This is a genomic window from Microbacterium sp. CFSPD4_SD4 (assembly GCF_057364585.1).
Genome location: NZ_JBNFOC010000005.1, coordinates 112,836 through 125,416, shown reverse-complemented (window position 1 = coordinate 125,416; position 12,581 = coordinate 112,836). Strand labels below are relative to the sequence as shown.

At 72.1% G+C, this 12,581-nt stretch carries 12 protein-coding genes; 8 read left to right on the top strand and 4 right to left on the bottom strand.

The features are described from left to right. Positions 1-20: 20 nt before the first annotated feature. Genes AC2W7E_RS09950 through AC2W7E_RS09940 form a run of 3 tightly spaced genes read right to left on the bottom strand, consistent with a single transcriptional unit; the run spans position 21 to position 2,287 of the window. The gene (locus AC2W7E_RS09950; RefSeq protein ID WP_025105572.1) at positions 21-1,007 is read right to left on the bottom strand and encodes an epimerase; all 987 of its coding nucleotides are present in this window, start codon (positions 1,005-1,007) and stop codon (positions 21-23) included. Continuing rightward, positions 1,004-1,636, bottom strand: a complete 633-nt coding sequence (locus AC2W7E_RS09945) for a DUF4166 domain-containing protein (RefSeq protein ID WP_085606154.1) — start codon at positions 1,634-1,636, stop codon at positions 1,004-1,006. The genes AC2W7E_RS09950 and AC2W7E_RS09945 overlap by 4 nt, the downstream gene beginning before the upstream one ends. 9 nt (positions 1,637-1,645) lie before the next feature. Beyond that, the gene (locus AC2W7E_RS09940) at positions 1,646-2,287 is read right to left on the bottom strand and encodes a TetR/AcrR family transcriptional regulator (protein ID WP_062636405.1); all 642 of its coding nucleotides are present in this window, start codon (positions 2,285-2,287) and stop codon (positions 1,646-1,648) included. Positions 2,288-2,393: 106 nt separating this feature from the next. Between AC2W7E_RS09940 and AC2W7E_RS09935 the strand changes: the two genes are divergently transcribed. Next, positions 2,394-3,200 (top strand): sugar phosphate isomerase/epimerase family protein, encoded by an 807-nt coding sequence (locus tag AC2W7E_RS09935; RefSeq protein WP_485989029.1) that lies wholly within the window; start codon positions 2,394-2,396, stop codon positions 3,198-3,200. Then, complete coding sequence (locus tag AC2W7E_RS09930) at positions 3,200-4,336, top strand: Gfo/Idh/MocA family protein (protein WP_485989028.1); 1,137 nt, start codon at positions 3,200-3,202, stop codon at positions 4,334-4,336. Before AC2W7E_RS09935 ends, AC2W7E_RS09930 begins: the two co-directional genes overlap by 1 nt. Here the strand turns inward: AC2W7E_RS09930 and AC2W7E_RS09925 are convergent. Then, complete coding sequence (locus tag AC2W7E_RS09925) at positions 4,288-5,505, bottom strand: ROK family transcriptional regulator (protein WP_025105577.1); 1,218 nt, start codon at positions 5,503-5,505, stop codon at positions 4,288-4,290. The two genes, AC2W7E_RS09930 and AC2W7E_RS09925, sit on opposite strands and share 49 nt — an antisense overlap. 115 nt (positions 5,506-5,620) lie before the next feature. Here AC2W7E_RS09925 and AC2W7E_RS09920 point away from each other — a divergent pair, with 115 nt between their 5' ends. From AC2W7E_RS09920 to AC2W7E_RS09895, 6 genes are all read left to right on the top strand, one after another. Beyond that, positions 5,621-6,730 (top strand): Gfo/Idh/MocA family protein, encoded by a 1,110-nt coding sequence (locus AC2W7E_RS09920; RefSeq protein ID WP_025105578.1) that lies wholly within the window; start codon positions 5,621-5,623, stop codon positions 6,728-6,730. Continuing rightward, positions 6,727-8,247 carry a sugar ABC transporter ATP-binding protein gene (locus AC2W7E_RS09915; RefSeq protein ID WP_485989027.1) on the top strand — a complete coding sequence of 507 codons (1,521 nt, stop codon included), beginning with the start codon at positions 6,727-6,729 and terminating at the stop codon, positions 8,245-8,247. Before AC2W7E_RS09920 ends, AC2W7E_RS09915 begins: the two co-directional genes overlap by 4 nt. Then, positions 8,244-9,380 carry an ABC transporter permease gene (locus tag AC2W7E_RS09910; RefSeq protein WP_378872569.1) on the top strand — a complete coding sequence of 379 codons (1,137 nt, stop codon included), beginning with the start codon at positions 8,244-8,246 and terminating at the stop codon, positions 9,378-9,380. The genes AC2W7E_RS09915 and AC2W7E_RS09910 overlap by 4 nt, the downstream gene beginning before the upstream one ends. Continuing rightward, a complete protein-coding gene (locus AC2W7E_RS09905; RefSeq protein WP_485989026.1) occupies positions 9,377-10,426 on the top strand; it encodes an ABC transporter permease in 1,050 nt (349 codons plus the stop codon). The genes AC2W7E_RS09910 and AC2W7E_RS09905 overlap by 4 nt, the downstream gene beginning before the upstream one ends. 14 nt (positions 10,427-10,440) lie before the next feature. Continuing rightward, entirely contained in the window at positions 10,441-11,637 is a 1,197-nt protein-coding gene (locus AC2W7E_RS09900; RefSeq protein WP_371259839.1) for a substrate-binding domain-containing protein, read from the top strand. A gap of 78 nt (positions 11,638-11,715) precedes the next feature. Further along, positions 11,716-12,567 (top strand): sugar phosphate isomerase/epimerase family protein, encoded by an 852-nt coding sequence (locus AC2W7E_RS09895; protein ID WP_025105583.1) that lies wholly within the window; start codon positions 11,716-11,718, stop codon positions 12,565-12,567. Positions 12,568-12,581: the final 14 nt, after the last annotated feature.

Genomic DNA, 12,581 nt, shown 5'->3' with positions numbered 1-12,581 from the left:
CGGGCTCTGCGCCCGCCGGGTCAGGCCGCGTGCGTCCGGGGATCCGCGTCCGTGACGGCGAACGAGGCACGGACGGCCTCCTCGAGGTCCGGGTAGCGGAAGGTGAAGCCGGCGGCGGTGAGCTTCTCGGGGAGGACCCAGCGGCTCTTGAGCACGAGCTCGGTCTCGGTGCGGATGCCGATGGCGCCGAGCTCGAGCATCCAGCGCGGCATCGGCGGGCCGACCTTCGCCCCTAGCACGCGGCGCACGGTGGCCATGAAGGCGGCGTTGTCGACGGGGTGCGGCGAGGCGGCGTTGACCGGTCCGTCCAGAGCGGGGGTCGCTTCGAGGAACTCGATGATGCGCGCCACGTCCTCGATGTGGATCCAGCTGAAGCGCTGTCGCCCGCGACGGGCGCCGGGGTGGTGGGCGGTGCCGGCGGCGCGGCGCGCGGGGCCGACCGGCCAGAACCCGTCGTACTGCGGGCCGCCGAGCCCCCGCCGCGCGAGCGTGCGCAACGGTTCCAGCACACCGCCGTCGCCGAGGACGATGGCGGTGCGGAGGGCCACGCGGCGGGTGCCGGGGAGCGCGTCGGCGAAGAGTGCACGCTCCCACGCCTTGGCGACCTCGACCGAGAAGCCCGTGCCGATCTCGCCGGAGGACTCCGTCATCGGCCGGTCCTCGGCGTGCCGGTAGATCGTCGCCGTCGAGGAGTTGATCCACAGCGGGGGCGGGGTGGCCGCGCGGGAGATGGCGCGGCTCAGGGCCGCGGTCGTGTCCAGGCGGGAGCGGAAGATCTCGGCACGGTTGCGCGGCGTGTAGCGGCAGTTCACGCTCTTGCCCGCGAGGCCGATCACGAGCGAGGCCCCGTCGACGGCGGCGTCGATGCCGTCCTGATCGCTCCAGGTGAGGTCGCTTCCCGAGCGGGAGATCGTGACGACCTCGCGCCCGGCATCCCGGAGTCGCGCCGTGAGGAATCGCCCCATGAACCCTGTGGCCCCGCCGATGACCGCCCGGTCCGTGCTCATGCGCTGTCGTCCTTCCGATCGGGTTCGAGGGCGTAGTCGAAGTTGCCCCGGTACTCGTAGAGGCGGCCGAGGAGCGGGGCGTCGACCGTCAGGCGCACCCGCTGACGACCGGCCTCGTCGTCCCAGCGCTCGACGAGCCGGACCACGGGAGCCACGATCCGCGGGATGCGGAGCCGGAAGCGCCCGAGACGGATGCCCACCGCGCGACTGGTCAGGTGCAGGGCGCCCGCGCGGGGCTCCACGGCGAAGCAGGCGATGACAAGCCCGGGCTCGCCGAGCTCGTCGACGATGCGGCCGTGCCGCGTCGGTGCCACGGCGTCGCGCATGACCCACGGCCCGCTCGCGAACCGGAAGGTGCGCTCGGCGATCGCGCGGGAGGCGATGGTCCGGTTCTCGATGCGGAAGGGCACGTCGCGCTCCCAGCGGGCGGCGATCACCCCGCGCCGCTCGAGGCGGCGGAGGAGCGGCCAGAGCGCGCGGCGCGGCGTGCCGACGCGCTGGAACGTGCCTTCGCCGACGCCGACCATCCCGTCCGGGACCGCCTGGAAGTAGGTCCGGAGTCGGGGGTGAAGCTCGGCGAGGCGCTCGCCGAGGGCCCTCGCGTACGGGGACTGCGGCACGGGCGTCACGGTTCGAGCCTAGCCCTCGGGGACCCCGCCCCGGCCCGCGCCGTCCGCCGGGCGGAGCAGACGGTCGAGGAGGGCGAGGGCCTCGTGCTGCGGAGCCGTGTCGTCCAGCAGCCACTGCGTCTGCAGGCCGTCCGAGGCCGCGACGACGAGGGCGGCGACCGCGAGAGGATCGACGTCGGCCCGGATGCGCCCGTCCGTCTGCTGCTCGCGGACCGTCTCGGCGATGTCGGCCCGCAGGCGGGCGAAGCGCTCGGTCGCGAAGGCGCGGGCGGCAGGATGGCCCTCCTCGAGCGCGCTGGCGACGAGCGTAGAGTACAGCTGCACCAGACCGGGGACCTCGCGGTTGGCCCTGGCTGACCGGATCATCCCCTCGACGGGGTTCGCGGGTTCCGGCTCGGTCTTGCGTCCCGGGGCGTTGCTCTCGACGTAGACCGCGACGAGCAGCTCCTCCAGCGACCCGAAGTAGTGGGTGAGGGCGGCATGCGTCACCCCCACCTCCTTCGCGATCGCCCGCAGACTCGTGCGGTCGGCGCCGCGGGCCGCGAACACCTCGATCGCGCGGTCCAGGATCTCCTGGCGGCGGGCGATGCCCTTGGCGTACGTCCCACGGGGACGCGGGCGTCCGGAGTCGTCGGAGGGGGCGGCGGGCATGTCCCGAGTCTATCGACAAGAAACTTCCACCTGGAGGTATTCGGTGCTAGCGTGCGTGCAGGGCGCCCAACGCCCGCCTGTCACCGACGACCGAGGAGCACGACCGATGACGATCCAGACCTCTCTGCAGCTGTTCACGATCCGCGAGCAGCTGGAGGCCGACCTCGAGGGCACGCTCGCCGCGGTGGCGGCGCGCGGGTTCACCGCGGTCGAGCCCTACGACTTCGTGCGCCGGGCGGACGCCATGGCCGCCGCCGTGACGGCCGCGGGACTGACCGCCCCGTCCGGGCATGCGTTCCTCGCGACCCCGACCTTCGTGCGCCCGGACGGCTCCGGCACCACGGCTCCCGTCCCTCCGCCGGCGGAGGTCTTCGCGGCCGCGAAGACGCTCGGCATGGACACGGTGATCGATCCCTACACCGAGCCGGCGCGCTGGGAATCGGTCGACCAGATCGTCGAGACCGCCCGGCTGCTCAACGAGGCGGCGGAGATCGGCGCGGAGGCCGGTGTCCGAGTCGGCTACCACAACCACGCACATGAGCTGGAGGCGGTGTTCGACGGGGTGACCGGGCTGGAGATCCTCGCGGGGCACCTCGACGAGCGCGTCGTGCTGGAGGTCGACCTGTACTGGGTCGCCCGGGGCGGCGTCGACCCGGTGGCCCTCGTGGAGCGTCTCGGCGAGCGCGTGATCGCGGTGCACGCGAAGGACGGCACCCTCGACCCCGCGCTGCTGGACGCGTACCCGCCGGCCGATCAGGTGCCCGCGGGCGACGGGGCCGTGCCGCTCCGGGAGGCCATCGCCGCCGCGCCCGCGCTCGAACTCGCCATCGTGGAGTTCGACCACTACGACGGTGACCTGTTCGACGCCATCGAGCGCAGCCGGGTCTTCCTCGACGCCGAGGCCGCGCGCTGATGGTGCGCGGGGGTGGCGTCGTCGGCGTCGGCCTCATCGGCGCCGGAAACATCAGCGATCAATACCTGCAGAACCTCACGCGCTTCCCGGACGTGGTGGTGCGGGCGATCGGCGACCTCGTCGAGGAGCGGGCGCTCGCGCAGGCCGCGGCGTACGGGGTGCCGCGGGCCGGGGGTGTGGAGGTCGTGCTCGACGATCCCGACATCGACATCGTCGTGAACCTCACGATCCCGGCCGCGCACGTCGCCGTCTCGGAGGCGATCGTCGCCGCCGGGAAGCACGTGTGGACCGAGAAGCCGCTCGGCGTGGACCGCGAGGAGGCGCGACGCCTGCTGGAGACGGCCGCAGCGGCCGGACTCCGTGTCGGCGTCGCGCCCGACACCGTCCTCGGCCCCGGCGTGCAGACCGCGAAGCGCGCGATCGCCCGCGGCGACATCGGCCGTCCGCTGTTCGGTCAGACGACCTTCCAGTGGCAGGGACCGGAGATCTTCCACCCGAACCCCGCGTTCCTCTACGCGAAGGGGGCGGGGCCGCTCCTCGACATGGGGCCGTACTACGTCTCGACCCTGGTCCACGTCTTCGGGCCGGTGGCCGCCGTGGCCGCCCTCGGGCTGCAGGGGTCGCCGACCCGCCGCGTGCAGGTCGGCGACCGCGCCGGGGAGGAGTTCCCGGTCGAGATCCCGTCCACGCTCAGCGTCCTGATGGACTTCGAAGGCGGCGGTCAGGCGCAGAGCCTCTACAGCACGGACTCGCCGCTGGTGCGGCAGGGCATCGTGGAGATCACGGGAACCGAGGGCACCCTCGTCATCCCCGACCCGAACACGTTCGGCGGGCCGATCACGATCAACCGGCCGCTGTCCCGGCACTTCGTGCCACCGGAGCCGGTGGTGCAGGAGGTCGTCGATGTCGCGCCGGAGGGGGTGCTCGCGGGGCGCGGGCTCGGGCTGCTCGACATGGTGCGCGCGATCGCGGAGGACCGACCGCACGTCGCCACCGGCGACTTCGGGTACCACGTGCTCGACACGCTCCTCTCGATCGAGGAGGCCGCAGCGCGGCGCACGTTCGTGGAGGTCGCGAGCACGCTGGATCAGGTGGGCGCGCTGCCCGCCGACTTCGATCCCTTCGCGGCGACGTAGCGGTCCACGTTCGCGGGGGAGAGCACCTCGCGGGCGACCATGATCGCCGCCCCCAGCACCGCGGCGCGGTCGCCCGCCTGCGACTGCACGATCGCGAGGTGCTGGGTGGCGAGCGGGATCGAGCGGCGGTAGACGACCTCGCGGACGCCGGCGAGCAGGTGCTCTCCCGCGCGGGCGATGCTGCCCCCGAGCACGATGATCGACGGGTTGAGCAGGTTCACGACCGTCGCGAGTACTTCGCCGACATCGCGACCCGCCTGGCGGGTGGCCTCGATGGCCGCCGCATTGCCGGCGCGGACGAGGTCGACGACGTCGGAGGCGTTGTGCACGTCGTGGCCTTCGGCGCGCAGCGCGACGGCGAGGGCCGAGCCGCTCGCGAGGGCCTCGAGATCCCGTTCGTCGCCCGGCTCCCGCCCCGAGCCGGCGCTCATCGGCACCTGGACGTGGCCCATGTCGCCCGCCGATCCCTGGGCACCGCGCTGGAGCTGACCACCGGCGATGATGCCGGCGCCGATGCCGGTCGAGACCTTCACGAACACGAGGTCGTCCACCCGCGGCCAGCTCGTGGCCTGCTCGCCGAGCGCGAGGATGTTCACATCGTTGTCGACGAGGACCGGGACGTCGAACGTGCGCTGCACATAGCCGGGTACGTCGAAGCGATCCCAGCCCGGCATGATCGGCGGGTTGGTCGGGCGCCCCGTGGAGTGCTCGACGGGGCCGGGGACGCCGATGCCGACGCCCACGAGGGGAAGGCCCTCGGCGGTCGCGGCGAGCAGGGCCGTCCCCTCCGCGAGGATCGCGTCGAGGAGGGCCTCGGGGCCGTCGCCGATGTCGATCGCGCGGGTGCGCGCGTCGAGGATCACGCCGGCGAGGTCGGCCACGGCGACGGTCGCGTGCGTGGCTCCGAGGTCGACCGCGAGGACGAGTCCGGCGCGGGGGTTGAACGCCACGCGGGCGGGAGGACGACCGCCGGTCGACACCGCTTCACCGGCGGGGCGGAGCAGGTCGGCGGCCAGCAGCGCGTCGACCCGGGAGGCGACGGTGGAGCGGGCGAGGCCGGTGAGGGCGGCGAGCTCCGCCTTGGTGCGCGCGTGTCCGTCGCGGAGGATCTGGAAGATCTCGCCGGTCCCGGGGGAGGGCGTCGCGAGCGGCCTCAGCACGTCAACCATGGCGTCAGTAAAGCACAGCACTTCTCGCAGTCGGCTGTGCGACTTCAGATTCGTTACAAACAACTTTTGACGAAGGGCTAGCAAAAGTCCTGACCGCTGTGTCAGACTCGCCGCCATGACAACGGATGTCACTGACACCGGTCTCGGGACGATCCGAACCGGGATCCTCGGCGGGGGCTTCATGGCCCGCGTGCACCGCACGGCCGCCCGAGACGCGGGCGGCGCGCTGCGCGCCGTCGCCACCCGGTCCGCCCAAGGCGCGAGGGATGCCGCGCAGCTGCTCGGCGCCGCACGCGCCGAGCACGACGCGGAGGCGCTGCTCGACGCCGACGACATCGACGTCGTCCACATCTGCACCCCGAACGCCACGCATGCCGACCTCGCCCTGCGCGCGCTGCGGGCGGGCAAGCATGTCGTGTGCGAGAAGCCCCTCGCCACGACCGCCGCCGACGCCGCCGCGCTCGCCGCGGAAGCCGCCGAGAGCGGGCTCGTCGCGGCCGTCCCCTTCGTGTACCGATACCACCCCATGGTGCGGGAGGCCAGGGCGCGCATCGCCCGCGGCGAGGCCGGGGAGCTGCTCACACTGGACTGCTCGTACCTGCAGGACTGGATGCTGCGGCCCACCGACGACGACTGGCGGGTGCGATCCTCGTCCGGCGGGGCCTCCCGCGCGTTCGCCGACATCGGCTCGCATCTGTGCGACCTCCTCGAGTTCGTCACGGGTGACCGGATCCGCGCCCTGAGCGCCCGTACCCGCCGGGTCTTCGCCGAGCGGGCCGGGCAGGCCGTCGACACGGAGGACATCGTCGCCGTGCTCGTCGAGACCTCGGCGGGGGCGCTCGGCACGCTGCTCATCTCGCAGATGGCGGCGGGCCGCAAGAACGCCCTCACCCTGGAGCTGCACGGGACGCGGCAGAGTCTGCGGTTCGAGCAGGAACGGCCGGAGGAGCTCTGGGTCGGCATGCGCGAGGAGTCGCGGCTGCTGCTGCGCGACCCCGCCACGGCCGACCCGGAGTCCGCCCGGCTGCAGCGTGTCCCGGCCGGGCACGCCATGGGGTATCAGGACGCCTTCAACGGTTTCGTCGCCGACGTCTACGCCGCGATCGCGGGCGACGTCCCCGATGGACTGCCGACGTTCGCCGACGGCCACCGCGCGGCCGTGCTGACCGAGGCCGTGCTCGATTCCGCCGCCCACGAGGGCCGCTGGACGGAGGTGCCGGCATGACCGCGACGACGACGCAGCCGGTGCTGCGGGTGGCCGGGATCCGCAAGGCGTTCTTCGGCGTGGAGGTGCTGAAGGGCATCGACTTCGACGTGCGGCCCGGGGAGGTGCACGGCCTCGTCGGCGAGAACGGCGCGGGCAAGTCCACCCTCATGAAGATCATCGCGGGCGTGCAGCCGGCCGATGAGGGGACGATCACGTACCGCGGCGCGGAAGTGCGCCACGCGCACCCGCGGCAGGCGATGGACGCCGGCATCGTCACGGTGTTCCAGGAGTTCACCCTGCTCCCGGAGCGCACGGTCGCGCAGAACGTCTATCTCGGCCGGGAGCCGCGGCGCGCGGGGCTCATCGACGTCCGGGCCATGAACGTGCGTACCGGGGAGCTGCTGAGCGATCTCGGCGTCTCCTTCATCGATCCGCAGTCCCGCGTGGGCTCGCTGACGGTGGCCGAGCAGCAGATCGTCGAGATCGTGAAGGCGCTGTCGTTCGACGCGCAGGTGATCTCGATGGACGAGCCGACCGCCGCCCTCAGCGACCGCGAGGTGGAGCTGCTGTACGCGATCATCCGCCGGCTCACGTCCCGAGGGGTCGCCGTCATCTACGTGTCGCACCGGCTGAAGGAGATCTTCGACCTCTGCGACCGGATCACGATCCTCAAGGACGGCGCCCTCGTCTCCACGGACGAGACAGCGGCGCTGACCACCGACGAGCTCGTGCGCCGGATGGTGGGGCGGTCGATCCAGTCGTACTTCCCCGACCCGGTGGCCGGCACGGCGGTCGGCGCGCCTCGACTCGAGCTCGACGGCTGCGGGAACGCCTACGTGGACGGGGTGTCGCTGATGCTCCGTGCGGGGGAGATCGTCGGGGTGGCCGGGCTCCAGGGGTCGGGGCGCACCGAGCTGGTGGAGGGCGTGTTCGGCATCCAGGCCTTCACCCGCGGCGCCGTGCGGATCGACGGGAAGCCGGTGCGGATCGGCGGACCACGCGCGGCCGTGCGCGCCGGGCTCGCCCTCGTCTCGGAGGACCGCAAGGCGCAGGGGCTCGCGCTCGGACAGTCGATCCTCGACAACGCCCTGCTCGTGGTGCGGAACGTGTTCGCGGGACGCGCCGCGGCGTCGCGCCGGGAGGTGCCGGGGGTGCTCCGCACGCTGGAGGTGTCGTCGCGCGGCCTCGACCAGGAGGTGCGCTTCCTGTCCGGCGGCAACCAGCAGAAGGTGGTGCTGGCGAAGTGGCTGCTCACCCAGCCGCAGATCGTGCTCTTCGACGAGCCGACGCGGGGCATCGACGTGGGGGCCAAGTACGCCGTCTACCAGCTCATGCGCGAGCTGGCGGCACAGGGGAAGGCCGTGCTCATGGTCTCGAGCGAGCTCCCGGAGGTCATCGGCATGAGCGACCGCATCCTCGTCATGCATGACGGCGAACTCGTCACCGAGCTGCCGGCCGGTGCGGCCGAGCACGAGATCCTCGCGGCGGCCACCGGCGCCGACCGCGGTCCTTCGACGAACGGGGGTGCGCGATGAGCCGCCGCACCGGAGCCCGTCTCCGCATCGACTCGACCGTCATCGTGCTCGGCATCCTGCTGCTCGCGCTCGTGGTCGGCGCGATCCTCGTTGCCACGGTCGGTCGCAACTTCCTCAGCCCGGGGAACATCCGCGACATCCTGACCGGGATGAGCGTGCTCGGCCTCGTGGCCATCGGGCAGACGCTCGTGGTGCTCGGGGCCTCGCTCGACCTGTCGGTCACCTACGTCATCAGCCTGTCGAGCCTGCTCGCGGCGACGATGATGGCCGGGAACGCGGGGAACATCCCGCTCGCCGTGATCGTGACGCTCCTCGTGTGCGCGGGGATCGGGCTCGTGAACGGGCTCATCGTGACCGTGCTCAAAGTCAACGGCTTCATCGCGACGCTCGGCGTCGGGCTGATCCTCCAGGGCATCCTCAACACGAACTTCGAAGGCTCGGCGGGCGAGGTCCCGTGGGCGTTCCAGCTCATCGGCGCGACCGGCGTCGGACCGATCCCGGTGTCCACGCTCATCATGATCGCGCTCGCCGTGCTGGTCTGGGTGCTGCTGAACCGCACCCGCACCGGCGCCCATCTCTACGCCGTCGGCGGCGACCCCGAGATCGCTCGGCTCAGCGGCGTGCGCACCCGCCTCCCGCTTATCTGGGCGCACGTGCTGTGCTCCGTGTTCGCGGGCCTCGCCGGACTCCTGCTCGCCAGCCGTCTCGGCGTGGGCAGCCCGACGGTCGGTCAGCAGGGTGGCTACGCGCTGCTCTCCATCGCCGCGGTCGTGCTCGGCGGCACCCTGCTCCTCGGCGGACGCGGCTCGATCTGGGGCACCATCGGCGGCGTCGCCATCCTCGCCGTCGTCGACAACGTCATGAGCGTGCTGCAGGTGAATCCCTTCCTCAAGGACGTGGTGCGCGGCATCGTCATCGTCGCCGCGGTCGCCGTCTACAGCCGTCGGGCCATCGTGCGGCGTCGTCCCCGCTTCGGCGCCGGCGGCACGCGCACCGGGGGAGACGACGCCGCGAAGGCGGCCGAAGCCGACATGGCGGTCGCGGCCGCCGAGCTCGCCGATCCGACCACCGAGGTCGCCGCCGTCGACAGCGCCGGGGATACCGCCTCCGTGCGGGAAGGAGGACTCTCATGAACGCGCTGCGCACGCTCGTCAGCCCCCGCGGGGCGGTCTTCCTGCTGCTCGTGATCCTGCTCGTCGCGGTCGCCGTGCTCAACCCGAGCTTCGCCGAGCCCGGGCAGTTCATGCGGTACCTGCAGCGCGCCGCCCCCATCGCGATCGTCGCGATCGGGCAGTACTTCGTGATCATCGCGGGGGAGTTCGACCTCTCCCAGGGATCGCTCATCACGGCGCAGGTCATCATCGCCGGCAACCTCGTCGGCCAGGACGACGCCCGCACCCTCCCTGTCCTGCTGCTCATGATCGTGTTCGGCGTCGTCGTCGGGCTCGTGAACGGCGTCCTCACGACGCTGCTCAAGGTGCCGTCATTCATCGTCACGCTGGGCATGATGCTCGCCCTGCTCGGCGGCGTGATGTGGTGGACGGGCGGCGCGGCCACGGGGAACCCGGCCGACAGCTTCCGGGAGATCGGCCGCGGCGGGATCCGCGACCTCCCCGTGCTGGAGTTCCTGCCCTGGGCCGTCCTCCTGCTCGCCGCCTGGCTCGCCCTCGGCATCGTCATCACCAAGCGCCCGCTGGGCAAGACCCTCATCGCGATCGGCGACAACGCCCGCGCGGTGGACTACGCCGGTGCCCGCCGGGCCTGGGTCACGACCCGCGCGTTCGTGCTGTCCTCCCTCTCGGCCACCCTCTCCGCCGTCCTGCTCGTCGGGTACGCGGGGGTGCACCCGTCCGTCGGCCGCGGCTACGAGTTCACCGCGATCACCGCGGTGGTGCTCGGCGGCGTCGTGCTCGGCGGAGGACGAGGGTGGATCGTCGGCGCCGTGGCCGGAGCCTTCGCACTGGAAGCGCTGTTCCTGCTCCTGAACATCGCGGGCGTCCCATCCACGCTCCGCGACGCCGTGCAGGGCGTCATCATCATCGCGGCCGTCGCCTATGCGGGGGTCGCCTTCCGAGCCCGCCGCCGGCGCGGTCCCCAGCCGACGGACGTCTGGACCGCGGGGACCGAGAACGCCGAGAACCGCACCACCGCATCAAGCCCTACAACCAGAGGAGATTAGCAATGCGACGATCGATGAAGATCGCCACCGCAGGGGTGGCCCTCTTCGGCCTCATCGCGCTCGCCGGGTGCACGACCGACCCGTCCGTGGCGCCGGCGGAGTCGGAGAACCCCGAGGAGTCGGCCGAGACCACCGAGTGGTTCGACCAGGAGCTCTTCGACAAGCAGGACGAGGAGCGCGGCGTCGACCCCCAGGGCCCCGCCGACCAGCCCTACCTGCAGCACATCAACGCCGAGATGGTCGACACGTCGGAGTTCGCCAGCACCGGCGCCAAGAAGGCCTGCTTCGCGAACGCCTCGATCTCGAACCCGTGGCGGCAGACGGGCTGGATCACGATGAACGAGCAGCTGAAGGTGCTGCAGGAGTCGGGCGCGATCAGCGAGATGGAGACCCGCGACGCGCAGGACTCCGACGACACCCAGATCGCCGACATCGACTACTTCATCTCCGAGGGGAACTGCGACGTCTTCCTCATCTCGCCGAACAGCACGGCGGCGATGACCCCCGCGGTCGAGCGGGCGTGCGAGACGGGCAAGCCGGTGGTCGTGTTCGACCGCGGCGTGAACACCGACTGCCCTGTCACGTTCATCCACCCGATCGGCGGCTTCGCCTGGGGCATCGACACCGCGGAGTTCCTCATCGACAACCTGGAAGAGGGCGACAAGGTCGTGGCTCTCCGGATCCTCCCCGGCGTCGACGTGCTGGAGCACCGCTGGGCCGGAGCCGAGAAGCTGTTCGAGGAGGCCGGGATCGAGGCCGTCGACCACTTCACCGGTGCCGACCCCGCCGAGATCAAGAGCATCATCAGCGACGAGCTCGCCAAGGGTGACGTGCAGGGCATCTGGATGGACGCGGGTGACGGTGCCGTCGCCGCCATCGAGGCCTTCGAGGACGCCGGAGCCGACTACCCGGTGATGACCGGCGAGGACGAGATGAGCTTCCTGCGCAAGTGGAAGGACACGGGTCTCACCGGCCTCGCTCCGGTGTACTCGAACTTCCAGTGGCGCACCCCGCTGCTCGCGGCGCAGATGATCTTCGCGGGTGAAGAGGTGCCGAAGGAGTGGGTGCTCCCGCAGAAGCCGATCACCGAGGCCGAGCTGGACGACTACCTCGCGGCGAACGAGGGGATGCCCGACGGCCACTACGCCAAGTTCGGCGGCGAGGACCTCCCCGGCTACCCGACGGTCTGGCAGGAGCGTCAGATCCCGTAACCCCGTGTGCTCCCGCCCTTCCGCTCGGCCCGCGCCGAGTGGGAGGGTGGGAGCACCCGTACGATCACAAGGACAACGATGCCCCGCACGATCGCCGTCAACACCTGGGTCTGGACGTCTCCGCTGACGGACGACACCCTGGAGCCGCTCGCCCGCACGGCGGCGCGGATGGGCTACGACGCCCTGGAGCTGCCGCTGGAGAGCGTCGGCGACTGGGATCCCCTCCGGGCCCGCACCGTGCTGGACGGCCTCGGCATGGGCGCGGTCGTGGTCGGCGCGATGGGTCCTGGTCGCTCGCTGCTCGCGCGCGCCGGAGACGTCGCCGCGACGCAGGACTACCTCCGTGCGTGCCTGGACGCCGCGGCCGTGCTCGGGGCCTCGGTCGTCGCCGGTCCCTTCTACGCGCCGACCGGCGTCACCTGGCGCATGGACGAGGCGGAACGGAAGGAGGTCGTCGGCGAGCTCCGGGAGAACCTCGCTCCGCTCGCCAGGGAGGCCGCGGCGATCGGCGTGACGCTGGCCGTCGAGCCGCTCAACCGCTACGAGACCAGCGTGCTGAACACCGTGGCGCAGAGTCTCGACGCGCTGGCGCCGCTGCTCGGTGCCGGGGTGGGGGTGGCCCTCGACACCTACCACCTCAACATCGAGGAGAAGAGGCCGGCCGACGCGGTCCGCGCGGCCGGCGCCGCCATCGCGCACGTGCAGGTGTGCGGCAGCGACCGCGGTGCCGTGGGCGACGACCACACCGACTGGCCGGAGATGCTCCGCGCGCTCGACGACGCCGGCTACCGCGGCGCCCTGGGACTGGAGAGCTTCACGGGGGAGAACGCGACGATCGCCGTCGCCGCCTCCGTGTGGAGACCGCTCGCCGCCAGTCAGGACGACCTCGCCGCCCGCAGCATCGCCCACCTGCGCGCCCTCGGTGCCTGAACCCCCGCCCGCCG

Excerpts from the sequence above, each read along its gene's own strand:
- AC2W7E_RS09950 (WP_025105572.1), bottom strand. The coding sequence starts at position 1,007 with ATGAGCACGGACCGGGCGGTCATCGGCGGGGCCACAGGGTTCATGGGG.
- AC2W7E_RS09940 (WP_062636405.1), bottom strand. The coding sequence starts at position 2,287 with ATGCCCGCCGCCCCCTCCGACGACTCCGGACGCCCGCGTCCCCGTGGG.
- AC2W7E_RS09935 (WP_485989029.1), top strand. The coding sequence starts at position 2,394 with ATGACGATCCAGACCTCTCTGCAGCTGTTCACGATCCGCGAGCAGCTG.
- AC2W7E_RS09930 (WP_485989028.1), top strand. The coding sequence starts at position 3,200 with ATGGTGCGCGGGGGTGGCGTCGTCGGCGTCGGCCTCATCGGCGCCGGA.
- AC2W7E_RS09925 (WP_025105577.1), bottom strand. The coding sequence starts at position 5,505 with ATGGTTGACGTGCTGAGGCCGCTCGCGACGCCCTCCCCCGGGACCGGC.
- AC2W7E_RS09920 (WP_025105578.1), top strand. The coding sequence starts at position 5,621 with ATGACAACGGATGTCACTGACACCGGTCTCGGGACGATCCGAACCGGG.
- AC2W7E_RS09915 (WP_485989027.1), top strand. The coding sequence starts at position 6,727 with ATGACCGCGACGACGACGCAGCCGGTGCTGCGGGTGGCCGGGATCCGC.
- AC2W7E_RS09910 (WP_378872569.1), top strand. The coding sequence starts at position 8,244 with ATGAGCCGCCGCACCGGAGCCCGTCTCCGCATCGACTCGACCGTCATC.
- AC2W7E_RS09905 (WP_485989026.1), top strand. The coding sequence starts at position 9,377 with ATGAACGCGCTGCGCACGCTCGTCAGCCCCCGCGGGGCGGTCTTCCTG.
- AC2W7E_RS09900 (WP_371259839.1), top strand. The coding sequence starts at position 10,441 with ATGAAGATCGCCACCGCAGGGGTGGCCCTCTTCGGCCTCATCGCGCTC.
- AC2W7E_RS09895 (WP_025105583.1), top strand. The coding sequence starts at position 11,716 with ATGCCCCGCACGATCGCCGTCAACACCTGGGTCTGGACGTCTCCGCTG.